The sequence below is a fragment of the Klebsiella sp. G-Nf4 genome (assembly GCF_002810615.1).
GTDB lineage: Bacteria > Pseudomonadota > Gammaproteobacteria > Enterobacterales > Enterobacteriaceae > Klebsiella > Klebsiella variicola.
Map to the genome: position 1 here is coordinate 37,404 of NZ_PION01000009.1, position 23,465 is coordinate 60,868.

The 23,465-nt window shown below is 57.6% G+C and carries 22 protein-coding genes; 10 read left to right on the forward strand and 12 right to left on the reverse strand.

Annotated elements, in window-relative coordinates; all coding sequences use genetic code 11:
- The first annotated feature begins 167 nt into the window (after window positions 1–167).
- From CWM57_RS18425 to CWM57_RS18445, 4 genes are all read left to right on the forward strand, one after another.
- The gene (locus CWM57_RS18425) at window positions 168–2,072 is read left to right on the forward strand and encodes an ABC transporter ATP-binding protein (RefSeq protein ID WP_074387075.1); all 1,905 of its coding nucleotides are present in this window, start codon (window positions 168–170) and stop codon (window positions 2,070–2,072) included.
- A gap of 225 nt (window positions 2,073–2,297) precedes the next feature.
- Window positions 2,298–3,296, forward strand: coding sequence for a hydrolase (locus tag CWM57_RS18435; protein WP_165784225.1), 999 nt, complete (start codon window positions 2,298–2,300; stop codon window positions 3,294–3,296).
- Window positions 3,293–3,511 (forward strand): YheU family protein, encoded by a 219-nt coding sequence (locus CWM57_RS18440; protein ID WP_061153124.1) that lies wholly within the window; start codon window positions 3,293–3,295, stop codon window positions 3,509–3,511. Before CWM57_RS18435 ends, CWM57_RS18440 begins: the two co-directional genes overlap by 4 nt.
- A 36-nt stretch (window positions 3,512–3,547) precedes the next feature.
- Complete coding sequence (locus CWM57_RS18445) at window positions 3,548–4,417, forward strand: phosphoribulokinase (RefSeq protein WP_008807033.1); 870 nt, start codon at window positions 3,548–3,550, stop codon at window positions 4,415–4,417.
- Between the two features lie 55 nt (window positions 4,418–4,472).
- Here the strand turns inward: CWM57_RS18445 and CWM57_RS18450 are convergent, their stop codons facing one another.
- Window positions 4,473–4,877: an OsmC family protein gene (locus tag CWM57_RS18450; protein ID WP_004202200.1), complete on the reverse strand. Its 405-nt coding sequence runs from the start codon at window positions 4,875–4,877 to the stop codon at window positions 4,473–4,475.
- 306 nt (window positions 4,878–5,183) lie between these two features.
- On the opposite strand from CWM57_RS18450, the gene crp reads away from it, so the two are divergent.
- Window positions 5,184–5,816 (forward strand): cAMP-activated global transcriptional regulator CRP, encoded by a 633-nt coding sequence (gene crp / locus CWM57_RS18460; protein WP_000242758.1) that lies wholly within the window; start codon window positions 5,184–5,186, stop codon window positions 5,814–5,816.
- Window positions 5,817–5,867: 51 nt separating this feature from the next.
- A complete protein-coding gene (locus tag CWM57_RS18465) occupies window positions 5,868–7,946 on the forward strand; it encodes a YccS/YhfK family putative transporter (protein ID WP_012540426.1) in 2,079 nt (692 codons plus the stop codon).
- Here CWM57_RS18465 and argD read toward each other — a convergent pair.
- The 5 genes from argD to ppiA form a co-directional block, all read right to left on the reverse strand.
- On the reverse strand, window positions 7,936–9,156 hold the full coding sequence (gene argD, locus CWM57_RS18470) for a bifunctional acetylornithine/succinyldiaminopimelate transaminase (RefSeq protein WP_074387072.1): 1,221 nt from the start codon (window positions 9,154–9,156) through the stop codon (window positions 7,936–7,938). The two genes, CWM57_RS18465 and argD, sit on opposite strands and share 11 nt — an antisense overlap.
- Window positions 9,157–9,246: 90 nt before the next feature.
- Window positions 9,247–9,810 carry an aminodeoxychorismate synthase component 2 gene (pabA, locus tag CWM57_RS18475; protein WP_074387071.1) on the reverse strand — a complete coding sequence of 188 codons (564 nt, stop codon included), beginning with the start codon at window positions 9,808–9,810 and terminating at the stop codon, window positions 9,247–9,249.
- 32 nt (window positions 9,811–9,842) lie between these two features.
- Complete coding sequence (locus tag CWM57_RS18480) at window positions 9,843–10,445, reverse strand: putative adenosine monophosphate-protein transferase Fic (protein ID WP_074387070.1); 603 nt, start codon at window positions 10,443–10,445, stop codon at window positions 9,843–9,845.
- Window positions 10,435–10,602, reverse strand: coding sequence for a YhfG family protein (locus tag CWM57_RS18485; protein ID WP_012540423.1), 168 nt, complete (start codon window positions 10,600–10,602; stop codon window positions 10,435–10,437). Before CWM57_RS18485 ends, CWM57_RS18480 begins: the two co-directional genes overlap by 11 nt.
- A 106-nt stretch (window positions 10,603–10,708) precedes the next feature.
- Window positions 10,709–11,278 (reverse strand): peptidylprolyl isomerase A, encoded by a 570-nt coding sequence (gene ppiA, locus CWM57_RS18490; protein ID WP_002920238.1) that lies wholly within the window; start codon window positions 11,276–11,278, stop codon window positions 10,709–10,711.
- Window positions 11,279–11,555: 277 nt separating this feature from the next.
- On the opposite strand from ppiA, the gene tsgA reads away from it, so the two are divergent.
- Window positions 11,556–12,743, forward strand: a complete 1,188-nt coding sequence (tsgA, locus tag CWM57_RS18495; protein ID WP_100676287.1) for an MFS transporter TsgA — start codon at window positions 11,556–11,558, stop codon at window positions 12,741–12,743.
- Here the strand turns inward: tsgA and CWM57_RS18500 are convergent.
- Window positions 12,740–14,062 (reverse strand): cytosine deaminase, encoded by a 1,323-nt coding sequence (locus tag CWM57_RS18500; protein WP_061153117.1) that lies wholly within the window; start codon window positions 14,060–14,062, stop codon window positions 12,740–12,742. The two genes, tsgA and CWM57_RS18500, sit on opposite strands and share 4 nt — an antisense overlap.
- A gap of 238 nt (window positions 14,063–14,300) precedes the next feature.
- Here CWM57_RS18500 and nirB point away from each other — a divergent pair, with 238 nt between their 5' ends.
- The 3 genes from nirB (at window position 14,301) to cysG (ending at window position 18,693) form a co-directional block, all read left to right on the forward strand.
- A complete protein-coding gene (gene nirB, locus CWM57_RS18505; protein WP_074387069.1) occupies window positions 14,301–16,844 on the forward strand; it encodes a nitrite reductase large subunit NirB in 2,544 nt (847 codons plus the stop codon).
- Entirely contained in the window at window positions 16,841–17,167 is a 327-nt protein-coding gene (gene nirD, locus CWM57_RS18510; protein ID WP_100676288.1) for a nitrite reductase small subunit NirD, read from the forward strand. The genes nirB and nirD overlap by 4 nt, the downstream gene beginning before the upstream one ends.
- A 152-nt stretch (window positions 17,168–17,319) precedes the next feature.
- Window positions 17,320–18,693: a siroheme synthase CysG gene (gene cysG, locus CWM57_RS18515; protein ID WP_012967144.1), complete on the forward strand. Its 1,374-nt coding sequence runs from the start codon at window positions 17,320–17,322 to the stop codon at window positions 18,691–18,693.
- Window positions 18,694–18,767: 74 nt separating this feature from the next.
- Here the strand turns inward: cysG and trpS are convergent, their stop codons facing one another.
- From trpS to damX, 5 genes are all read right to left on the reverse strand, one after another.
- Window positions 18,768–19,772: a tryptophan--tRNA ligase gene (gene trpS, locus CWM57_RS18520; RefSeq protein ID WP_008807022.1), complete on the reverse strand. Its 1,005-nt coding sequence runs from the start codon at window positions 19,770–19,772 to the stop codon at window positions 18,768–18,770.
- Window positions 19,765–20,526 carry a phosphoglycolate phosphatase gene (gene gph / locus CWM57_RS18525; RefSeq protein WP_012540418.1) on the reverse strand — a complete coding sequence of 254 codons (762 nt, stop codon included), beginning with the start codon at window positions 20,524–20,526 and terminating at the stop codon, window positions 19,765–19,767. The genes trpS and gph overlap by 8 nt, the downstream gene beginning before the upstream one ends.
- The gene (gene rpe / locus CWM57_RS18530) at window positions 20,519–21,196 is read right to left on the reverse strand and encodes a ribulose-phosphate 3-epimerase (protein WP_004202179.1); all 678 of its coding nucleotides are present in this window, start codon (window positions 21,194–21,196) and stop codon (window positions 20,519–20,521) included. The genes gph and rpe overlap by 8 nt, the downstream gene beginning before the upstream one ends.
- Before the next feature lie 17 nt (window positions 21,197–21,213).
- Window positions 21,214–22,041 carry an adenine-specific DNA-methyltransferase gene (gene dam, locus CWM57_RS18535; RefSeq protein ID WP_074387066.1) on the reverse strand — a complete coding sequence of 276 codons (828 nt, stop codon included), beginning with the start codon at window positions 22,039–22,041 and terminating at the stop codon, window positions 21,214–21,216.
- Between the two features lie 78 nt (window positions 22,042–22,119).
- Window positions 22,120–23,397 carry a cell division protein DamX gene (gene damX / locus CWM57_RS18540; RefSeq protein WP_100676289.1) on the reverse strand — a complete coding sequence of 426 codons (1,278 nt, stop codon included), beginning with the start codon at window positions 23,395–23,397 and terminating at the stop codon, window positions 22,120–22,122.
- Window positions 23,398–23,465 lie beyond the last annotated feature (68 nt).

Genomic DNA, 23,465 nt, shown 5'->3' on the forward strand with positions numbered 1-23,465 from the left:
CCCGTAGGTCTTCTGGCGGCCTGCGCAGCCCCGGCGTTCTGACACCGCCAGAATGACTTTGTGTATCGTCTTCGTTTTGGGCTACCATGGCGGCCCGGTGAAGCGATTCGCTTCCACACTACATTATCATAATGACAAATTAACATAGTCTGAACATACGGCGCCTTATGATTGTTTTCTCCTCGTTACAAATTCGTCGCGGCGTACGCGTCCTGCTGGACAACGCCACCGCTACCATCAACCCAGGTCAGAAGGTCGGACTGGTGGGGAAAAACGGCTGCGGGAAATCGACGCTGCTATCGCTTTTGAAAAACGAGATAAGCGCTGACGGCGGCAGTATGACCTTTCCAGGCAGCTGGCAGCTGGCATGGGTGAATCAGGAAACCCCGGCGCTGCCTCAGCCGGCTATCGATTATGTTATTGATGGCGATCGAGAATACCGCCAGCTGGAAGCCGCGCTCCAGCAGGCTAATGAGCGCAACGACGGCCATGCCATCGCCACGGTCCACGGCAAGCTGGACGCCATCGACGCCTGGACTATCCGTTCGCGCGCTGCCAGCCTGCTGCACGGTCTGGGATTCAGCAACGAACAGCTGGAGCGGCCGGTCAGCGATTTTTCCGGCGGCTGGCGTATGCGCCTTAACCTCGCCCAGGCGCTGATTTGCCGTTCTGATCTGCTGCTGCTCGATGAACCGACTAACCACCTCGACCTCGATGCCGTCATCTGGCTCGAAAAATGGCTTAAGGGTTACACGGGTACGCTGATCCTGATCTCACACGATCGCGATTTTCTCGATCCTATCGTCGACAAAATTATCCATATCGAACAGCAGACGATGTTTGAGTACACCGGTAACTACAGCTCGTTCGAAGTGCAGCGCGCTACCCGACTTTCTCAGCAGCAGGCGATGTACGAAAGCCAACAGCAACGCGTTGCGCATCTGCAAAGCTATATCGATCGCTTCCGCGCCAAAGCCACCAAGGCCAAGCAGGCGCAAAGCCGTATCAAAATGCTGGAGCGGATGGAGCTTATCGCCCCGGCGCACGTGGATAACCCGTTCCACTTCAGCTTCCGCCAGCCGGAGAGTCTGCCTAACCCGTTACTGAAAATGGAGAAAGTCAGCGCCGGTTACGGCGAGCGTATTATCCTCGACTCCATCAAGCTCAATCTGGTGCCGGGCTCGCGCATCGGCCTGCTGGGCCGCAACGGCGCCGGGAAGTCGACGCTGATTAAGCTGCTGGCGGGCGAACTCCAGCCGGTGAGCGGCGAGATCGGCCTCGCAAAAGGTATCAAGCTCGGCTACTTCGCCCAGCATCAGCTTGAGTTCCTGCGTGCCGATGAATCACCGATACAGCATCTGGCTCGCCTGGCGCCGCAGGAGCTGGAACAAAAGCTGCGTGATTATCTGGGCGGCTTTGGTTTCCAGGGCGATAAAGTCAGCGAAGAGACCCGCCGCTTCTCCGGTGGAGAAAAAGCGCGTCTGGTACTGGCCCTGATCGTCTGGCAGCGCCCTAACCTGCTGCTGCTCGATGAACCGACCAACCACCTTGACCTCGATATGCGTCAGGCCTTAACCGAAGCGCTGATCGACTTTGAGGGGGCGCTGGTTGTCGTGTCGCACGATCGTCACCTGATCCGCTCCACCACCGACGATCTGTACCTCGTCCATGACGGTAAAGTTGAGCCGTTCGACGGCGATCTGGAAGATTATCAGCAGTGGCTCAGCGACTCGCAAAAACAGGAATCCCAGAGCGGCGAGGCGCCAAAAGAGAGCGGCAACAGCGCGCAGGCACGCAAGGACCAGAAGCGTCGAGAAGCGGAACTGCGCAGCCAGACCCAACCGCTGCGCAAAGAGATCGCCCGTCTGGAAAAAGAGATGGACAAGCTCAACGCGCAGTTGGCCAGTGCGGAAGAAAAACTTGGCGACAGTGAGCTTTATGACGCCTCACGCAAAGCCGAGCTGACCGAATGCCTGCAGCAGCAGGCCAGTGCGAAGTCCGGGCTGGAGGAGTGCGAAATGGCCTGGCTGGAGGCCCAGGAGCAGCTAGAGCAGATGCTTCAGGAAGGCTAATATTGACTTCCTCATCCTGCCTGCGCGTACGATGCCGCTGGCAGGGTGGGTTTATGCCCTCTCCATGGCCTGCCATCGGTGACATCAATGATTTGTTTTTGGTGTAACCTCGAGTCACTGGCCACAAGACCACATATTGGCTAACCCCTGTGCGCCCTGCGCGGTATAGTCATCATCACGTTTATTAATTGTTCTGGTGCTATGGTTGAAATCATCCCCACAGACATGACGCCCCCCGAAAACGATTCGCGTGAGTTCCATCCGATGCGCGGCGTGGGCAATCGTCATCTGCAAACCATGCTGCCGCGGCTGATCCGCCGTAAATTGCGCTTTACCCCGCACTGGCAGCGCCTAGAGCTGCCGGACGGCGATTTTGTCGATCTGGCCTGGAGCGAAGATCCGCATCAGGCGCGCCATAAGCCGCGCCTTGTCGTCTTTCATGGTCTGGAAGGAAGCCTGCACAGCCCATATGCCCATGGTCTGATCCACGCGGCGATGCAGCGCGGCTGGCTGGGCGTGGTTATGCATTTCCGCGGCTGCAGCGGCGAACCTAACCGCAATCACCGCATCTATCACTCCGGCGAAACGGAAGATGGCACCTGGTTTCTGCACTGGCTACAGCGCGAGTTTGGTCCCGCGCCGACTGCGGCCGTCGGCTATTCACTGGGCGGCAATATGCTGGGCTGCCTGCTGGCAGAAGAAGGCGACCGCTGCCCGCTGGATGCGGCGGTGATCGTCTCCGCGCCTTTCATGCTCGAAGCCTGCAGCTATCATATGGATAAGGGCTTCTCGCGGGTTTATCAGCGCTATCTGCTCAATCTGTTAAAAGCCAATGCCTCACGCAAGCTGAAAGCGTATCCGGGCTCACTGCCTGTCGATTTACGCCAGCTCAAAGGGATGCGCCGCATCCGGGAATTTGACGATATGATCACCGCCAAAATCCATGGCTTCGCCGATGCGCTGGATTATTACCGGCAATGCAGCGCCATGCCGCGGCTCAGCGATATCACTAAGCCGACGCTCATCATTCACGCGAAAGACGACCCATTTATGGATCACCACTCCATACCACCGCAGGAGCAACTGCCCGCGAACGTTGAGTATCAATTAACCGAGCAAGGCGGTCACGTTGGTTTCGTCGGCGGCACCCTGCGTAAGCCGGAGATGTGGCTGGAACGACGCATCCCGGACTGGCTAAACCGTTGGCTGGAGGACCCCGTATGATTATTCCCTGGCAGGATCTGGATCCCGAAACGCTGGATAACCTGATTGAAAGCTTTGTGTTACGTGAAGGCACCGATTATGGTGAACATGAACGTTCACTTGCCGATAAAGTCGCCGATGTTAAACAGCAGCTGAAACGCGGAGAGGCGGTCCTCGTGTGGTCTGAACTGCATGAGACGGTCAATATTATGCCGCGCGGCCTGTTTAACGGCTAAGGCGACGCCACTACATCGTTTAACCAGGGAGTTGTTATGTCTGCCAAACATCCGGTGATCGCCGTCACGGGCTCCAGCGGCGCGGGCACTACCACCACCAGCCTTGCCTTTCGCAAAATCTTCGCGCAGCTAAACCTGCACGCCGCGGAGGTAGAAGGCGACAGCTTTCATCGCTATACCCGCCCGGAAATGGACATGGCGATCCGCAAGGCGCGGGATCAGGGCAAACATATCAGCTACTTTGGCCCGGAGGCGAATGACTTCGGCCTGCTGGAGCAGACCTTTGTCGACTATGGTCGCCACGGAAAAGGCCAGTCGCGGAAATATCTTCACACCTATGACGAAGCCGTGCCGTGGAATCAGGTACCGGGGACCTTCACCCCCTGGCAGCCGCTGCCGGAGCCGACAGATGTACTGTTCTATGAAGGGCTGCACGGCGGGGTTGTCACGCCGCATCATGATGTCGCCAGCCATGTCGACCTGCTGGTCGGCGTAGTGCCTATCGTTAACCTCGAGTGGATCCAAAAGCTTATTCGCGACACCAGCGAGCGCGGCCACTCCCGGGAGGCGGTGATGGACTCAGTCGTCCGCTCGATGGAAGACTACATCAACTTCATTACCCCGCAATTTTCCCGCACCCATATCAACTTTCAGCGCGTGCCGACGGTAGACACTTCCAACCCGTTTGCCGCGAAAACTATTCCCTCGCTGGACGAGAGCTTTGTGGTGATCCATTTCCGTAACCTGCAGAATATCGACTTCCCCTGGCTGCTGGCGATGCTGCAGGGGTCGTTTATCTCGCACATGAACACGCTGGTGGTGCCGGGCGGTAAAATGGGGCTGGCGATGGAGCTTATCATGACGCCGCTGGTCGAGCGCCTGATGGAAGGCCGCAAGATCGGCTAACAGAAAAAACCCCGGCCAGGCCGGGGTTGAGATGCTTCACTATGGCAGGTGAAGACTACGCCTCGATCACTTCATAGGAGTGGGTGATCTTCACCGCTTTTTCCAGCATCAGTGCCACCGAGCAGTATTTCTCTGCCGACAGATCCACCGCACGGGAGACCGCGGCATCTTTCAGCGCCTTACCGGTGACGATAAAGTGCAGATTAATATGCGTAAACAGACGCGGTGCCTCTTCGCGGCGCTCAGACGTCAGCTTCACTTCACAGTTGGTCACCTCATGGCGACCTTTTTGCAGAATGGAGACGACATCGATCGCACTGCAACCGCCCGCCGCCATCAGCACCATCTCCATCGGGCTGGGTGCCTTATCCCCGGAGTTGCCATCCATCAGAATCTGGTGTCCTGACGCGGACTCCCCGATAAAGGTTAACCCTTCAACCCATTTCACACGCGCTTGCATAAAATTTAACTCCAGTATCGCAATTTTCCTGTCAGATTACGCGCACATAACAATTCTCGCAACGGAAGGCGACCTGCGTCATGCTGAAGCGAGACACCAGGAGACATGCGGCGAAAGCTATGCTAAAACAGTCTGGATGCTACAGTATTACATTGATGTACTGCATGTATGCAGAGGAGTTCACATTACGGGCTGTCGAAAAATCATCAGCCAGCTTCCCAGGTATAGGGAAACAATACGATTGCATGCCCGGACGCCGTGTAGTGTCGGCGCCCGGAGATAGCTTATAACAGAGGATAACCGCGCATGGTGCTTGGCAAACCGCAAACAGACCCTACCCTTGAATGGTTCTTGTCTCATTGCCACATTCATAAGTACCCATCAAAGAGCACGCTGATCCACCAGGGTGAAAAAGCAGAAACGCTGTACTACATCGTTAAAGGCTCCGTGGCTGTACTCATCAAGGATGAAGAAGGTAAAGAGATGATCCTCTCCTACCTCAACCAGGGCGATTTCATCGGTGAATTAGGCCTGTTTGAAGAGGGTCAGGAGCGTAGCGCCTGGGTACGGGCGAAAACCGCATGTGAAGTGGCCGAAATCTCTTATAAGAAATTCCGTCAGCTGATCCAGGTTAACCCGGACATTCTGATGCGTCTCTCTTCGCAAATGGCTCGCCGTCTGCAGGTCACGTCTGAGAAAGTGGGCAACCTCGCCTTCCTCGACGTGACGGGCCGTATCGCCCAGACGCTGCTGAACCTGGCGAAGCAACCCGATGCCATGACCCACCCGGACGGTATGCAAATTAAAATTACCCGTCAGGAAATTGGTCAGATCGTCGGCTGCTCTCGTGAAACAGTTGGCCGTATTTTGAAAATGCTGGAAGATCAGAACCTGATTTCCGCACACGGTAAAACTATCGTCGTCTACGGCACCCGTTAAGTTGCTAAGCGGCGTATTGCTCCTGCAGTACGCCGTTCTTGTTTTTCCCTCATGTGGCGCAGGCTGATTTACCACCCGGAAGTCAACTATGCACTGCGGCAAACGCTGGTGCTGTGTCTGCCTGTGGCCATCGGTCTTCTGCTCGGCCATCTCCAGCAGGGGCTGTTGTTTTCCTTAGTGCCCGCCTGCTGCAACATTGCCGGTCTTGATACCCCGCATAAGCGCTTTTTCAAACGCCTGATTATCGGCGGCTGTTTGTTTGCCGGATGCAGTCTGGTCGTGCAGTTACTGCTCGCCCAGGCCATTCCTTTGCCGCTTATTCTCAGCGGTCTGGCGCTATTGCTCGGCGTCACCGCGGAGATCAGTTCGCTGCACGCTCGCCTGCTGCCCGCGTCGCTGATCGCCGCTATCTTTACCCTGAGCCTGGCGGGCAATATGCCCATCTGGGAACCACTGCTGATCTACGCTTTCGGTACGCTGTGGTACGGCGTGTTTAACTGGCTCTGGTTCTGGCTGTGGCGCGAACAGCCGCTGCGGGAGTCGCTCAGCCTGCTTTACCGGGAACTGGCTGACTATTGTGAAGCCAAATACAGTCTGTTGACCCAGCATACCGATCCGTCGACCGCCCTGCCGCCGCTGCTCACCCGCCAGCAGAAGGTAGTCGACCTGATTACCCAGTGCTATCAGCAGATGCATATGCTGGCCGCCAACCAACGCAACGATCACAAGCGTCTGCTGCGGGCGTTCCAGGTTGGGCTGGATCTACAGGAACATATTTCGGTTAGCCTGCATCAGCCAGAAGAGGTGCAAAAGCTGGTGGAACGCAGCCATGCCGAAGCGGTGATCCGCTGGAATGCGCAAACCGTCGCTGCCCGCCTGCGCGTGCTGGCGGATGATATTCTCTATCATCGCTTTCCGCAGCGCTTTCAGATGGATAAACAGATTGAGGCTCTGGAAAAGATCGCCCGCCAGCATCCGGACAACCCGGTCGGTCAGTTCTGCGCCTGGCACTTTAGCCGTATCGCCCGGGTGCTGCATACCCAGCGCCCCCTGTATGCCCGGGATCTGATGGCCGACAAAGAGCGTCGTTTACCGCTGTTTCCCGCGCTAAAGAATTATCTGTCGCTGAAATCACCCGCACTGCGCAATGCCGCCCGCATCAGCGTGATGCTGAGCGTCGCCAGCCTGATGGGCAACGCCCTGCATTTGCCGAAGCCCTACTGGATCCTGATGACGGTGCTCTTCGTCACGCAAAACGGCTACGGCGCCACGCGGGTGCGAATTGTTCACCGGGCGGCGGGAACGCTCGCCGGCCTGGTCATCGCCGGGCTAACCTTGCACTTTCACGTTCCGGAGAGCTATACCCTGAGTGGAATGCTGCTGATTACCCTGCTCAGCTATCTGATCATTCGCAAACACTATGGCTGGGCGATGGTGGGTTTTACGGTGACGGCGGTGTATACCCTGCAGTTGCTGACGCTCAACGGCGAACAGTTTATTGTCGCCCGGCTTATCGACACGCTTATCGGCTGCCTGATCGCCTTCGGCGGGATGGTCTGGCTCTGGCCGCAGTGGCAGAGCGGCCTGCTGAAAAAAAATGCCCACGATGCGCTGGAGGCCGACCAGCAGGCGATTCGCCTAATCCTCAGCGCCGACCCGAAAGCCCCCGCGCTGGCCTATCAACGCATGCGCGTCAACCAGGCGCATAACGCGCTCTACAACTCCCTGAATCAGGCGATGCAGGAGCCCGGGTTTAATACCCACTATCTGGAAGATATGAAGCTGTGGGTGACGCACAGCCAGTTTATCGTCGAACACATCAACGCTATGACCACCCTCGCCCGGGAGCACACGATGCTGACCCCGGATCTTGCCCAGCGCTATCTCGAATCCTGTGAGATTGCCCTGCAGCGCTGCCAGCAGCGGCTGGACAGCGATGGTCCCGGCAGCGCAGGGGATGCCAATATTCTGGAGTCGCCGGAAACAGAGGTGCCGAACGGTCCGTTAAGCACCCTGGAGCAACACCTGCAACGCATTCTGGGCCATCTGAACACCATGCATACCATTTCGTCAGTGGCATGGCGTCAGCGGCCGCATCATGGCATCTGGCTGCGGAAAATCAGCCGTTAATCACCTTTGCCACTGCCTGGGCAAAGCGCGCCATCCCCTCGGCAATATCCTGCTCGTCGATGATCAGCGAGGGAACAAAACGCATCACGTCCGGCCCGGCGTTGAGCACCATGACGCCGGCTTCCGCAGCGGCATAGAGGAAATCGCGCGCGCGGCCCTTGTGCTGCGGCTTGAGTTCGGCGCCAATCAGCAGGCCCATCCCGCGAATATCACTGAACAGATCAAATTCAGCATCCAGCTGCTGCAAGTGTTTGACGAACAGTTCGCGCTTCGCGCTCACGCCATCCAGCACCGCCGGGGTATTGATCAGGTCGAAGGCGGCGTTGGCGACCGCGCAGGCCAGTGGGTTGCCGCCGTAGGTTGAACCGTGGGATCCCGCATGGAAGGCGCTGGCGATCTCATGGGTGGTCAGCATGGCGCTGACCGGGAAGCCGCCGCCTAGCGCCTTGGCGCTGGTCAGAATATCCGGAGTCACACCGTAGTGCATATAGGCGAACAGCGATCCGGTACGCCCCATGCCGCACTGCACTTCATCAAAGACTAACAGCGCCTGGTGCTGATCGCACAGCTCACGCAGCCCCTGCAGGAAGGCCGGCGTCGCTGCCGTCACGCCGCCTTCGCCCTGAATCGGCTCCACCACCACCGCGCAGGTGTGGTCATCCATCACCGCTTTTACCGCCTGCAGGTCGTTGAAGGGAACATGGACAATATCCGCCGGTTTCGGGCCGAAACCATCGGAGTACTTCGGTTGCCCGCCGACGGAAACGGTAAACAGGGAGCGGCCATGGAAGGCATTATGGAAGGCAATGATTTTGGTTTTATACGGACTATGGCGGGTCACCGCATAGTGACGCGCCAGCTTGAAGGCCGTTTCATTGGCTTCAGTCCCGGAGTTCATAAACACCACGCGCTCGGCGAAGGTGGCATCGACAAGTTTACGTCCCAGACGCAGCGCTGGCTCATTGGTAAAGACGTTGCTGGTGTGCCACAGCGTTTCGCCCTGCTCGTGGAGCGCCGCCACCAGCGCCGGGTGGCAATGACCGAGCGCCGTCACCGCAATGCCGCCAGCGAAATCGACATACTCTTTGCCCTGCTGATCCCAGACGCGGCTGCCTTTCCCTTTCACGGGGATGAATTCTGCTGGTGCATAAATCGGCAAAATAACTTCATCGAATGTGGCGCGGGTGATTGCCGGTTGTTCAGTTGCCATGTCTTGCCCATCCCTCTTCGTTATGCAGATGTAATCATGAAAATATAATCACAAAATATGCATAAAAAATCAGTCAATGGCAACTGAAAATCACCGCTTCAGAAAGTTTTCCAGCAATTGATGGCCCTGCTCGCTGAGGATGCTTTCCGGATGAAACTGCACGCCCTCAAGATCCCAGTCGCGGTGGCGGATCCCCATAATCTCAGCGCTGGCGCTGCGGGCGGTGACGATAAACTCGGGCGGGAGCGTCGGCGGGTCAATAACCAGCGAGTGATAACGGGTCACCGTCAGAGGATTATTCAGCCCCTGAAACACCCCTTCGCCGTTATGCTCGATAAGCGAGGTTTTACCATGCATCACCTGTGCCGCCCGTACGATGGTCGCGCCAAACGCCTGGGCTATCGCCTGGTGCCCGAGACAGACGCCCAGTAGCGGCGTTTTCCCCGCATAGTGGCGGATAATCGCGAGGGAAATCCCCGCCTCATTCGGCGTACAGGGGCCAGGCGAGATCACGATCTTCTCCGGCGCCAGCGCCGCTATCTCCTCCAGCGTCAACGCATCGTTGCGCCTGACCAGTACTTCCGCACCCAATTCACAGAAGTACTGATACAGATTCCAGGTGAAAGAGTCATAGTTATCGATAAGCAGGATCATAGTGGCTCCGGAACAATCAAAACCGGGCTATTCTACTCAGATTCCCGCGCTTCGCTTACCACTTTGCGAAAGATCGCCACCAGCGGAGCCGGATCGCCCATCGCGCTCTGCTGGCAGGCCGCGTTCCAGCCGGCAGGGTCGACGTCACGCCAGTCAAGAAGGTAGCCGGCATGTATCGCCAGCTGTTCAAAGAAAATGCGCTGGGTCAGGCCATTGCCAAGACGAAAAGGGTGCAGCACATTAATTTCACCATAGAACCAGCTCAGGCGTTCGATAAAGGTATCGCGCGGCAGGCCGCTAAGGTAATCCTCCTGCTCAAGGGCCTGCATCAGGGCGTTCCCCTCCTCCTCGATCCGGGCAAAATGGCAGAACGGCGTATCGCCCAGGTAGAGGTTCACTTCGCGCAACCGCCCCGCCCAGTCAAACAGGTCCTGGTACAGCTGATGATGAATCGCGCACAGATAGGGTAAGCCGCGCACGCGCGGGCCCAGCGGCAAGGTTGCCGCCCGCAGCGCCGTCATCTCAAAGGCGGCCTGTTGCAGATTTTTAGACTGACGGATGCCGAGGCGGTTGCGCAGGACGTTCAGCGTCGGGTAGAGGTAAGGATCGCGTTCATCACCAAATTTATCGCTCATACTCCCTCCGCAGCGTCGCCAGACGCGCCAGCGCCTCCTCGGCAGTCAGCGTAACCAGCGGCACCGTCACACCTTCAAGGCGACGACTGGCCTGAAAATTGGTATTGCGTGTCTGTTCCCAGAGTCGGGATTTTTGCTTTTCGGTGAGTGGACGCATCGTCGCCCCCCTTATCGTCCCCTATGTGCCACAAGTATAAGCAGCAATTTCAGGTTATGCCGGGAGGCGACCGGACGCGGCGATAGCACACCGCGCCGTGGAAGGATTAGGGCAGCACTTTCGCAGAGAGGATAACGACTGGTTTGGTCGGCACATTCTGGTACGGGCCGACGTTATGGGTCTGGACCTGGGAGATCTTATCCGCAACGTCCATACCTTTCACTACCTTGCCAAACACCGCATAGCCAAAGTCGCGCTGACCATGGTCAAGGAAGGCGTTATCCGCCACATTGATGAAGAACTGGCTGGTGGCGCTATCCTGATCGGCGGTACGCGCCATCGCGATGGTCCCGCGGGTGTTGCGCAGGCCGTTGTCTGCTTCATTCTTGATCGGCGGGTTAGGCTGTTTCTGCTGCATCTGCTCGTTAAAGCCGCCGCCCTGCACCATGAATCCCGGGATCACGCGGTGGAAGGTGGTGTTGTTGTAGAAGCCACTGTTGACGTACTTCAGGAAGTTATCCACGGAAATCGGGGCTTTCTGGCTGTTTAACTCAAGCTCAATATTACCTGCCGAGGTGGTCAGCAGCACATGCGGATCGCCCTTTGCCGCCATGGCCGGGGAGAAAGCTGAAATGGCGAAAACGGCAGCCATCGCCGCCAGTGTTGATTTGAGCATGGAAATTCCTTAACGGAGCAGAATAAAAGCGAGTGCCTTGATTCTAAAGAGCCTTTGCATCCTGGGCCAGCCTTTTACCAAATTTTACTTAGCTGTAATAATTGTAACCGCGCAAACGTTATCCTGTGCGACGGATAAAGTGTGATGAAAGTCACATTAAACTATGCAAAAGATAACCACTTTCACAATAAACATTTGATTACATCACCTGAACGAATAAAATCTGTCCGCCCGGCGCAGCGTCAACGCGCTTTACCTTTCTATTCACAGGCCAGTCATGACTAACAGCAACCGTATTAAGCTCACATGGATCAGCTTCTTCTCCTACGCCCTGACCGGCGCGTTGGTGATCGTCACCGGGATGGTGATGGGTAACATTGCGGATTATTTCCATCTGCCCGTTTCCAGTATGAGCAACACCTTTACCTTTCTGAACACCGGTATTCTGATCTCCATCTTCCTCAATGCCTGGCTGATGGAAATCGTGCCGCTGAAAACTCAGCTGCGCTTTGGCTTTATTTTGATGGTGCTGGCGGTGGCCGGCCTGATGCTCAGCCACAGCCTGGCGCTATTCTCCGCATCGATGTTTGTTCTCGGCCTGGTGAGCGGGATCACCATGTCGATCGGGACCTTCCTGATCACCCATATGTATGAAGGCCGTCAGCGCGGGGCGCGTCTGCTGTTTACCGACTCCTTCTTTAGTATGGCGGGAATGATTTTCCCGATGGTCGCCGCCGTCCTGCTGGCGCGCAGCATCGAGTGGTACTGGGTTTACGCCAGTATCGGTCTGGTGTATGTCGCCATTTTCGTCCTGACTTTTGGCTGTGATTTCCCGGTGCTGGGCAAAAAAGCGCAGAGCGAAAACAGCCAGCCGGTAGTGAAAGAGAAGTGGGGCATCGGCGTGCTGTTCCTCTCCGTTGCGGCGCTGTGCTACATTCTCGGTCAGTTGGGCTTTATCTCCTGGGTACCGGAATATGCGAAAAGCCTGGGCATGAGCCTCGGGGACGCCGGTAAACTGGTGAGCGATTTCTGGATGTCCTACATGATCGGCATGTGGTCATTCAGCTTCATCCTGCGCTTCTTCGACCTGCAGCGTATCTTAACCGTCCTCGCCGGGCTCGCGACGGTGCTGATGTACCTGTTTATCAATGGTTCGCCAGAGCACATGCCGTGGTTTATTCTGACTCTGGGCTTCTTCTCCAGCGCCATCTACACCTCGATCATTACGCTCGGCTCGCAACAGACGCGGGTCGCTTCGCCGAAGCTGGTGAACTTTATCCTCACCTGCGGCACCATCGGCACCATGCTCACTTTCGTCGTCACCGGCCCGATTGTGGCTGCCAGCGGTCCACTGGCAGCGCTGCACACCGCTAACGGCCTCTACGCCGTGGTGTTCGTGATGTGCTTTATCCTCGGCTTCGTCTCCCGTCACCGCCAGAACAACGCTCAGGCGGCGTCTCACTAAGCCTTCGGCCCCTTTGCGTCCGCAAGGGGGCTGTTCCTCATAAAAGAGAGCTCCTCGCCACCGCGGTCGGTCTGGATCCAGGTTTGCGCCAGCTGGGTGGTCGCGATCACCCTTCCCTGGCGAATTGACCAGCGCACAGGCACCTGGCAGCGGACGGCCTCAAAGCCATTCTCCGCCGGGAGAATGATCAGGTTAGCCGGGTTGCCGCTGACAATGCCGTAATCCTCCAGGCCAAACGTGCGGGCGCTGTTGTCGGTGATAAGCTTCAGGCCGTCGTTGATCTGCTGGTAGCCCATCAGTTGGCAGACGTGCAGCCCCATATGCAGGACCTGCAGCATATTGCCGGTCCCCAGCGGGTACCATGGGTCAAAGACGTCATCATGACCAAAGCACACGTTGATCCCCGCCGCCATGAGTTCCTTCACTCGGGTAATCCCCCGTCGCTTCGGGTAGTCATCAAACCGGCCCTGCAGATGAATATTCACCAGCGGATTGGCGACAAAGTTGATACCAGAGAGCTTAAGCAGGCGAAACAGGCGCGAGGTATAAGCGCCATTATAGGAGTGCATGGCGGTGGTATGGCTGGCCGTCACCCGCGCCCCTATCCCCGCCTTTAACGCCAGCGCGGCAACGGTTTCGACAAAGCGCGACTGTTCATCGTCAATTTCATCGCAGTGAATATCCAGCGGGCGGTCATATTTCTGCGCCAGCCGGAAGGCGATATGCAGCGACTCCACACCATATTCACGGGTGAACTCAAAATGCGGGATGGCCCCAACGACGTCCGCTCCCAGCTTGAGGGCCTCCTCCAGCAGCGCCTCGCCGTTGGGGTAAGAGAGGATCCCTTCCTGCGGAAAAGCGACAATCTGCAACTCGACCCATGGCGCTACCTCCCGTTTGACCTCCAGCATCGCCTTCAGCGCTGTTAACGTGGGATCGGAGACGTCGACATGAGTGCGGACAAACTGCACGCCATTGGCGATCTGCCACTTCAGGGTTTTCCACGCCCGGGCTTTGACGTCCTCATGGCTGAGCAGCGCTTTTCGCTCCGCCCAGCGCTCAATCCCCTCGAACAGGGTGCCGGACTGGTTCCAGTGCGGCTCGCCGGCCGTCTGGGTGGTATCCAGGTGGATATGCGGCTCAATAAAAGGCGGGATCGCCAGCCCACCACGAGCGTTCAACACTTCGTAGCTTTCGTCGCTCGCCTCGCCCATCGGCGTGATCTCGCCAAAGCGGCCCTTATCAATCGCTATCTGCCACAGGCCGTCGCGGTCTGCCAGGCGTACGTTCTGAATTAACCAAAGCGGCGCTGCTGTCATATCACCTTCTCCATTCAATATGGCTAGTTTTCTGCCCAACCCCAATCGCGGCTCATCCAATTCTTGTACACAAAATCAGCAAAAAGGAAAAGCCAGCGTTTTCCATAACTTATAAAAATACTGACAAATCAATCATATACCCATTAAGTGGTAGGTGAAGTTGTCATTGATTTGCATCAATAAGCCTGATGGCTGAATCGTTAAGGTAGGCGGTAATAGAAAAGAAATCGAGGCAAAAATGAGCAAAGTCAGAATCGCTATCATCGGTAACGGCATGGTTGGCCATCGCTTTATCGAAGAGCTTCTCGATAAGGCGCCTGCCGGACAGTTCGACATTACCGTGTTCTGTGAAGAACCGCGTATCGCCTACGACCGTGTCCACCTGTCGTCTTATTTCTCCCACCATACCGCAGAAGAGCTGTCGCTGGTGCGCGAAGGTTTCTATGAGAAACACGGCGTCAAGGTGCTGGTCGGCGAACGGGCGATCACCATTAACCGCCAGGAGAAGGTGATCCACTCCAGCGCCGGGCGCACCGTGTTCTACGACAAGCTGATTATGGCGACCGGCTCATACCCCTGGATCCCGCCGATTAAAGGCGCGGAAACTCAGGATTGCTTCGTTTATCGCACCATTGAAGATCTTAACGCGATTGAATCCTGCGCCCGTCGCAGCAAACGCGGCGCGGTGGTCGGCGGCGGCCTCCTTGGCCTGGAAGCCGCAGGCGCGCTGAAAAACCTCGGCGTGGAAACCCACGTGATCGAGTTCGCGCCGATGCTGATGGCCGAGCAGCTCGACCAGATGGGCGGCGAGCAGCTGCGGCGCAAAATTGAAAGCATGGGCGTGAAAGTTCACACCAGTAAAAATACCAAAGAGATCGTCCAGCAGGGCACTGAGGCGCGTAAAACCATGCACTTCGCCGACGGTAGCGAGCTGCAGGTCGATTTCATCGTCTTCTCAACCGGGATCCGCCCGCGCGATAAGCTGGCCACCCAGTGCGGGCTGGCAGTCGCCCAGCGCGGCGGCATCATGGTCAACGATAGTTGCCAGACTTCCGACCCGGACATCTACGCGATCGGGGAATGCGCTAGCTGGAACAACCGCGTGTATGGTCTGGTCGCTCCGGGCTACAAAATGGCCCAGGTGACCGTCGACCATCTCCTCGGCAGTGAAAACAGCTTCACCGGCGCCGACCTGAGCGCCAAGCTGAAGCTGCTGGGTGTGGACGTGGGCGGGATCGGCGATGCCCACGGCCGTACGCCGGGCGCCCGCAGCTACGTTTATCTCGACGAAAGCAAAGAAGTCTACAAACGTCTTATCGTCAGCGAAGACAACAAGACCCTGCTCGGCGCGGTACTGGTCGGCGACACCAGCGATTACGGCAACCTGCTGCAGCTGGTGCTCAACGCTATTGAGTTGCCGGAAAATCCGGATTCGCTGATCCTCCCGGCCCACGCCGGCAGCGGCAAGCCGTCGATCGGCGTCGATAAACTGCCGGACAGCGCGCAGATTTGTTCCTGCTTTGACGTCAGCAAAGGCGACCTGATCGCCGCCATCAACAAAGGCTGCCACACCGTAGCGGCGCTGAAAGCGGAAACCAAAGCCGGTACCGGCTGCGGGGGCTGTATTCCGTTGGTGACGCAGGTGCTCAACGCCGAGCTGGCGAAACAGGGCATCGAAGTGAACAATAACCTGTGCGAACACTTCGCTTACTCCCGCCAGGAGCTGTTCCATCTGATCCGCGTGGAAGGCATTAAAACCTTCGACGAACTGCTGGAAAAACACGGTCAGGGTTATGGCTGCGAGATCTGTAAGCCGACCGTCGGCTCTCTGCTGGCCTCCTGCTGGAATGAGTACATCCTCAAACCGCAGCACACGCCGCTGCAGGACACCAACGACAACTTCCTTGCCAACATTCAGAAAGATGGCACCTACTCGGTGATCCCGCGCTCCGCTGGCGGCGAAATCACGCCGGAAGGGCTGGTCGCCGTGGGCCGCATCGCGCGTGAATTCAATCTGTACACCAAAATCACCGGCTCCCAGCGCATCGGCCTGTTTGGCGCGCAGAAAGACGACCTGCCGGAGATCTGGCGTCAGCTGATTGAAGCGGGCTTCGAAACCGGCCACGCCTACGCCAAAGCGCTGCGGATGGCGAAAACCTGCGTCGGTAGCACCTGGTGCCGCTACGGGGTCGGCGACAGCGTCGGCTTCGGCGTGGAACTGGAAAACCGCTACAAAGGCATCCGCACCCCGCACAAAATGAAGTTCGGCGTCTCCGGCTGCACCCGCGAATGTGCGGAGGCCCAGGGCAAAGACGTCGGGATCATCGCCACCGAGAAAGGCTGGAACCTGTACGTGTGCGGTAATGGCGGGATGAAGCCGCGCCACGCCGATCTGCTGGCCGCGGACCTCGACCGCGAGACGCTGATTAAGTATCTCGACCGCTTTATGATGTTCTACATCCGCACCGCCGATAAGCTGACCCGCACCGCACCGTGGCTGGACAACATGGAAGGCGGCATCGACTATCTGCGCAGCGTCATCATCGATGACAAGCTGGGCCTGAACGACCATCTGGAAGAGGAGCTGGCTCGCCTGCGCGCCGCCTTCGCCTGCGAGTGGACCGAAACCGTCAACAACCCGGCGGCGCAGACCCGCTTCAAACACTTTATCAACAGCGACCAGCGCGACCCGAACGTTCAGGTGGTGCCGGAACGTGACCAGCACCGCCCGGCCACGCCGTATGAGCGTATCCCGGTTACTCTGGTGGAGGAAAAAGCATGAGCCAGTGGGTAAACATCTGCAGCATCAACGACATCCTGCCGGCCACCGGCGTCTGCGCGCTGCTCGGCCAGCAGCAGGTGGCGATCTTCCGTCCCTACCAGGACGACAGGGTATTCGCCATCAGCAACATTGACCCGTTCTTCAACGCCAGCGTGCTGTCTCGCGGGATTATCGGCGAACATGACGGCGCGCTATGGGTTGCCAGCCCGCTGAAAAAGCAGCGCTTCCGCCTGAGCGACGGCCTGTGCATGGAAGATGCCAGCCACTCCATCGCCCGCTTCGACGCCCGGGTGAAAGACGGCCAGGTGCAGCTTAAAGCGTAAGTCCTCTTCCTCCCCCCGGCTACGGGGGGAGACATAAGCAACACTTCTGACCGACAACGCATGAGTGCGGGATAAGTCGCATGTTTTGTATTACCTTTGCTGCTATTCTACGACCACGCATTTTCTACCCCTTATTTTCATGAGGTTATTCTGTGGATCACTTACCCATATTCTGCCAGTTGCGCCAGCGCGATTGTTTACTGGTTGGCGGCGGGGATGTCGCCGAACGCAAGGCCCGCCTGCTACTGGATGCCGGCGCGAACGTCACGGTCAATGCGCTCGACTTCACCCCGCAGTTTCAGGTGTGGGCCGATTCACAGATGCTAACCCTGGTGCAGGGGGAGTTTATCCCCTCGCTGCTGGACACCTGCTGGCTGGCCATTGCCGCTACCGATAATGAGACGGTGAACCAGCAGGTCAGCGATGCGGCCGAAGCGCGGCGTATCTTCTGTAACGTGGTGGATGCCCCACGTCAGGCCAGCTTTATTATGCCATCCATCATTGACCGCTCGCCGCTGATGGTCGCCGTCTCTTCGGGCGGGACATCGCCGGTACTGGCGCGCCTGCTGCGCGAGAAGCTGGAGTCAGTCTTACCCCTGCATCTCGGCCAGCTGGCCCGCTATGCCGGCCATCTGCGCGCGCGCGTTAAGCAGCAGTTTGCCAGCGTGGGCGAACGTCGCCGCTTCTGGGAGAAGCTGTTTGTGAACGACCGGCTGGCGCAGTCGCTGGCCAATGACGATCGGCAGGCGGTGGCGGATACCACCGAGCAGCTGCTGACGGAGCCATTGGAGCATCGCGGCGAGGTCGTCCTGGTTGGCGCCGGTCCCGGTGACGCCGGGCTGCTCACGCTCAAAGGCCTGCAGCAGATCCAGCAGGCCGACGTGGTGGTTTATGACCGGCTGGTTTCCGACGACATCATGAATCTGGTGCGTCGCGACGCTGACCGGGTGTTCGTCGGCAAACGCTCTGGCTATCACTGCGTCCCGCAGGAGGAGATCAACCAGATCCTGCTGCGTGAAGCGCAAAAAGGAAAACGCGTGGTCCGGCTGAAAGGCGGCGATCCCTTTATCTTTGGCCGCGGAGGGGAAGAGCTGGAAACCCTTTGTGAGGCGGGCATCCCCTTCTCCGTTGTTCCAGGCATCACCGCCGCCTCCGGCTGCTCCGCCTACTCGGGGATCCCATTAACACACCGCGATTTCGCCCAGGGCGTCCGCCTGGTCACCGGCCACCTGAAAACCGGCGGCGAGCTGGACTGGGCGAACCTGGCGGTGGAGAAGCAAACCCTGGTGTTCTACATGGGTCTGAACCAGGCGCCGGCGATCCGCGAGAAGCTTATCGCTCACGGCATGGCGGAAGATATGCCCGCCGCCATCGTCGAGAACGGCACCGCCGTGTCGCAAAAAGTGGTCAGCGGCACCTTAGGGCAACTGGATATCCTGGCGCAGCAGATGGCCAGCCCGGCGCTGATCATCGTCGGTCGCGTGGTTGGCCTGCGGGATAAACTGAACTGGTTCTCGAACCACTAACCTTCGCCTCCCCACGTGGACGACAGACATAAAAAAGGCGGGATAATATCCCGCCTTTTTAGCTGTTGCGTCGCTTACGGCCTGGCGACAAAACCAATCGCTTCGTATACCGCTTTCAGGGTCTGAGAAGCGCGCGCGCTGGCTTTCTCTGCGCCGTCTTTCATTACCTGGTTGAGAAACGCTTCGTCGTTACGGAAACGGTGATAGCGCTCCTGCAGCTCAGTCAGCATGCCCGACACCGCTTCAGCGACTTCGCCTTTCAGGTGGCCATACATTTTGCCTTCAAAATGCTGCTCCAGCTCAGGAATGGTTTTCCCGGTGACCGCGGAGAGGATATCCAGCAGGTTGGAGACACCCGCTTTTTCTTTCAGGTCGTAGCGTACCACCGGCGGCTCGTCGGAGTCGGTCACCGCGCGTTTGATCTTCTTGACCACCGATTTCGGATCTTCCAGCAGGCCGATGACGTTGTTGCGGTTGTCGTCGGACTTGGACATCTTCCTGGTCGGCTCCAGTAGCGACATCACGCGTGCACCGGACTTCGGAATAAACGGCTCAGGCACTTTAAAGACATCGCCATAGATGGCGTTAAAACGCTGTGCGATATCGCGGCTCAGTTCCAGGTGCTGTTTCTGATCTTCCCCTACCGGAACCTGGTTGGTCTGATACAGCAGAATGTCAGCGGCCATCAGTACCGGGTAATCAAACAGACCGGCATTGATGTTCTCCGCGTAGCGCGCGGACTTATCTTTAAACTGGGTCATGCGGCTCAGTTCGCCGAAATAGGTGTAGCAGTTCAGCGCCCAGCCTAACTGAGCGTGTTCCGGCACGTGCGACTGAACGAAGATGGTGCTTTTCTGCGGATCGATACCGCAGGCCAGATACAGCGCCAGTGTATCCAGCGTCGCCTTGCGCAGCTGCTGCGGATCCTGACGCACGGTAATGGCGTGCTGGTCCACGATGCAATAGATGCAGTGGTAATCGTCCTGCATGTTTACCCACTGACGCAGCGCACCCATGTAGTTGCCAATGGTCAGTTCACCTGAGGGCTGTGCGCCACTAAAAACGATGGGCTTAGTCATGTTTCAATTCCTGAGTTTCACTGTGCGGTAACCCGAGAGCGGGTAAGAGTTCATTAAACTGGTCGAAGAGATAGTCCGGCTCGCTCAGCGCAAGCGGTTCGCCATAGTTATAACCGTAGGTCAGGCCGACAGAGCAGCAGCCTGCCGCTTTGGCCGCCTGAATATCATTGCGCGAATCGCCGACGAACAGCAGCTCGGCAGGAGCCAGAGAGAGCTTTTCCGCCACCAGCAGCAGCGGTTCCGGATGCGGCTTTTTGTTCTGCACGTCATCGCCGCCAATCACCACGGTAAAATATTTCGCGATATCGAGCGCGTCCAGCAGCGGGGCGACAAACGGCGTCGGCTTATTGGTGACCAGCGCCAGCGGCAGGCCTTTGGCATGCAGCGCGCCGAGCGTATCGGCCACCGCCGGGAACAGGAAGCTACCCTCTTCCGCCGTTTCGGCGTAATAGCGGTCAAACAGCTTACGCAAAATGCGCAGCTGTTCGTCTTGCGGAATATCATGATCGTCGACGGAAGGCTTACCCATCGCCGCCCGTAATGTCGCACGCTCCTGACGAGCCCAGGTCAGCGCCCGCTCCATCAGGACATCGGCGCCGTTGCCGATCCAGGTGACAACGCGTTCTTCTCCCGCCACCGGCAGCTCCAGGGCGTAGAGGGCGTTATCAACCGCCGAGGTTAGACCCGGCGCGCTGTCCACCAGCGTGCCGTCGAGATCAAACGCGATGCCGCGGATCGCCTGTAATTTATCCATGACTCACCTTCGCTAATTCACTACGCATTTGATCAATCACTTTCTTGTAGTCCGGCTGACCGAAGATCGCCGAACCGGCAACAAACATATCCGCACCCGCCGCGGCGATTTCGCCAATATTGCTGGCTTTCACACCGCCATCCACTTCCAGGCGAATATCGTAGCCAGAAGCATCGATGCGCTGGCGTACTTCACGCAGTTTATCCAGCGTCTGGGGAATAAAAGACTGGCCGCCAAAACCCGGGTTAACCGACATCAGCAGGATCACGTCCAGCTTATCCATCACATAATCAAGATAACTCAGCGGCGTCGCCGGGTTAAACACCAGGCCCGCTTTACAGCCGTGCTCTTTAATCAGCTGCAGGCTACGATCGACGTGTTCGGAGGCTTCAGGATGGAAGGTGATGATGCTGGCGCCAGCTTCGGCAAAATCAGGAATGATGCGGTCGACCGGCTTCACCATCAGGTGGACGTCGATCGGCGCGGTAATACCGTAGTTACGCAGCGACTTCAGCACCATCGGGCCAATCGTCAGATTCGGCACGTAGTGGTTGTCCATGACGTCGAAGTGCACGACATCCGCACCTGCCGCCAGCGCCTTCGCGGTATCCTCACCCAGACGGGCAAAATCAGCTGACAGAATCGAAGGGGCAATCAAATACTGCTTCATCCGCATCTCCTTGAAATTTATTTGGTCTTAGGCGGACGGTAGAGCGCTAATAGCTCATCCACCTTTTTACGCGTACCACCGTTGCTGCTGATGCTGCGCCGAACCTTCACAATATGTGTTTCTGCCGCGTTTTTATACCATTCCTGCGTCAACGGTGTGCGGTGGTTGGAAATCAACACCGGGATCCGCTTTTTCATCAGCGATTCCGCCTTTTGCGCCAGCAGTACCTGTTGTTCCAGATTGAAGCTGTTGGTGTGGTAGGCGGTAAAGTTCGCCGTCGCCGTCAGCGGCGCATAGGGTGGATCGCAATAAACCACCGCGCGGCTATCGGCACGTTGCATGCACTCTTCATAAGATTCGCAGTAAAACTCGGCGTTTTGCGCTTTCTCGGCGAAATGATAGAGCTCTGCCTCGGGGAAATAGGGCTTTTTATAGCGGCCAAACGGCACATTAAACTCGCCGCGCAGATTGTAGCGACACAGGCCGTTGTAGCCGTGGCGATTCAGATACAGGAACAGCACCGCGCGACGCAGCGGATCCTGGCTTTGGTTGAATTCATCACGATACTGGTAGTAGCGCTCAGCGATGTTGTTTTCCGGGACAAACATCTCACGCGCAGCGGCGACGTATTCGTCGGTACGCAATTTAACGATGTTGTACAGGCCAATTAAGTCACTGTTGATATCCGCGAGGATATAACGAGAAAAGTCGGTATTGAGAAATACCGACCCGGCGCCCACAAAGGGCTCGATTAAGCACTCGCCTTCCGGCAAATGCTTTTTAATATCGTCAAGCAGGGGGTACTTCCCCCCTGCCCACTTCAGAAAAGCGCGATTCTTTTTCATGCTGCCTAACTAATTACACATTCTCCGGCTGTGGAGAAAGCTCCGACAGCATCCTGCGCTTAAGACTACCCCACGGCATTATTTCAGGTCAGCCTGAACCTGATGCAGTGGTTTTGCCCATGGATTTTTCGCCTGCACGTCCGCCGGCAGTGAGGTGACAGCGCGTTTCGCTTCTTCTTTCGAAGCATAGATACCGCTCACCAGCACGTACCACGGTTGGCCGTTACGCGACGTTTCATAGACAACATATCGATCCAGCTTCTCTTTCTTCGCCCAGTTGTTCAGGTTGTCGTAGTTAGAGGAGCTGCTGAGCTGCAGGGTATAGTTACCCGACGGCGCAGATTTCATTGAACTCACGTCACCTGCTGTTTTACCGCTCTTCGCGGCTGGCGCGGCAGTGGTGGTGGTTGCTGTTGCTGCCGGTTTGCTCTGCGCTGTTGCCACCGGTTTGCTTTCGGTTACGGTGGTTTTCGCCGGGGCGGTAGTCGCCGCGCTTTCAACATGCTTCGGCTGAACCGGCTTCGTTTCTACCGGCGCTTTTGCCACGGCCTGAGGCTTCGTCTGTGGCTTCGCTTCGATAACGGTGTGCTTACGCTCAGCCGGACGCGGCGTTGCAGCCGTCTGACGCTCGGTCGCCTGGCGCGGAGCCGCAGTGCCATTGGCACCATTACGGATCGGCGCGACGGTTGCCGGTTCAGTTGGCAGCGTCGAGTTAGCCACAGCGCCGTCCAGCTGGCCCTGCTGCTGGGTCAGCGCATTGTTCAGATCGCCCTGAACTTCAACACGCTGCTGGCCCTGCGGTTCTGCCGCGGCCTGGCCCTGCGTCGGGTTCGCGGCAATAGGCGGAACCGTTACGTCCTGCTGTGGGGCGGTATTGGCGGCGGCGGTCTGATCCTGACCGGCAGCAGGCGTAGGCGTGCTGGTGGACTGGTCGTCAGACAGATTAATGCTCTTCTCGCCGGAAGCGGTCTGCTGGCTGGACGAGGATGGCGATTTCAGCGCAGAACCGATACCCACGATTAACAACAGCAGCACCAGAATCCCCACGCCCATCATGATGTACTGACGGGAAGCAGGTTTGGCCGGCGCTTTTTTACGCTTGCGCGGACGACGCTCTACAGGCTGCTCTTCGAGCAGTTCCTCGTCTTCCGCATCCAGTTCTTCTTCGAACTCTTCCTCTTCACGCTCGCGACGGGCCTTACCGGCGCGCGTCGGACGGCCTTCATCGGCATCAAGATCGACGTCGTCAAAATTGATCTGCGGATCGGCATCACGCTCGGAAGACTGACGGGAACGACCAGCACGACGATCGTTGCGATCGGCTTTCATATCGTCTTCTGGTTTGAAATCATCCATTTAACACCCCACTAAAAGGCTTATGCTCACGATTATTGCACATCACCCGAAATGATAACGCCGCGCGA

Bases quoted from the DNA above. Each gene is read 5' to 3' on its own strand.
- CWM57_RS18425 (WP_074387075.1), top strand. From the start codon at position 168: ATGATTGTTTTCTCCTCGTTACAAATTCGTCGCGGCGTACGCGTCCTG.
- CWM57_RS18435 (WP_165784225.1), top strand. From the start codon at position 2,298: ATGACGCCCCCCGAAAACGATTCGCGTGAGTTCCATCCGATGCGCGGC.
- CWM57_RS18440 (WP_061153124.1), top strand. From the start codon at position 3,293: ATGATTATTCCCTGGCAGGATCTGGATCCCGAAACGCTGGATAACCTG.
- CWM57_RS18445 (WP_008807033.1), top strand. From the start codon at position 3,548: ATGTCTGCCAAACATCCGGTGATCGCCGTCACGGGCTCCAGCGGCGCG.
- CWM57_RS18450 (WP_004202200.1), bottom strand. From the start codon at position 4,877: ATGCAAGCGCGTGTGAAATGGGTTGAAGGGTTAACCTTTATCGGGGAG.
- crp (WP_000242758.1), top strand. From the start codon at position 5,184: ATGGTGCTTGGCAAACCGCAAACAGACCCTACCCTTGAATGGTTCTTG.
- CWM57_RS18465 (WP_012540426.1), top strand. From the start codon at position 5,868: ATGTGGCGCAGGCTGATTTACCACCCGGAAGTCAACTATGCACTGCGG.
- argD (WP_074387072.1), bottom strand. From the start codon at position 9,156: ATGGCAACTGAACAACCGGCAATCACCCGCGCCACATTCGATGAAGTT.
- pabA (WP_074387071.1), bottom strand. From the start codon at position 9,810: ATGATCCTGCTTATCGATAACTATGACTCTTTCACCTGGAATCTGTAT.
- CWM57_RS18480 (WP_074387070.1), bottom strand. From the start codon at position 10,445: ATGAGCGATAAATTTGGTGATGAACGCGATCCTTACCTCTACCCGACG.
- CWM57_RS18485 (WP_012540423.1), bottom strand. From the start codon at position 10,602: ATGCGTCCACTCACCGAAAAGCAAAAATCCCGACTCTGGGAACAGACA.
- ppiA (WP_002920238.1), bottom strand. From the start codon at position 11,278: ATGCTCAAATCAACACTGGCGGCGATGGCTGCCGTTTTCGCCATTTCA.
- tsgA (WP_100676287.1), top strand. From the start codon at position 11,556: ATGACTAACAGCAACCGTATTAAGCTCACATGGATCAGCTTCTTCTCC.
- CWM57_RS18500 (WP_061153117.1), bottom strand. From the start codon at position 14,062: ATGACAGCAGCGCCGCTTTGGTTAATTCAGAACGTACGCCTGGCAGAC.
- nirB (WP_074387069.1), top strand. From the start codon at position 14,301: ATGAGCAAAGTCAGAATCGCTATCATCGGTAACGGCATGGTTGGCCAT.
- nirD (WP_100676288.1), top strand. From the start codon at position 16,841: ATGAGCCAGTGGGTAAACATCTGCAGCATCAACGACATCCTGCCGGCC.
- trpS (WP_008807022.1), bottom strand. From the start codon at position 19,772: ATGACTAAGCCCATCGTTTTTAGTGGCGCACAGCCCTCAGGTGAACTG.
- gph (WP_012540418.1), bottom strand. From the start codon at position 20,526: ATGGATAAATTACAGGCGATCCGCGGCATCGCGTTTGATCTCGACGGC.
- rpe (WP_004202179.1), bottom strand. From the start codon at position 21,196: ATGAAGCAGTATTTGATTGCCCCTTCGATTCTGTCAGCTGATTTTGCC.
- dam (WP_074387066.1), bottom strand. From the start codon at position 22,041: ATGAAAAAGAATCGCGCTTTTCTGAAGTGGGCAGGGGGGAAGTACCCC.
- damX (WP_100676289.1), bottom strand. From the start codon at position 23,397: ATGGATGATTTCAAACCAGAAGACGATATGAAAGCCGATCGCAACGAT.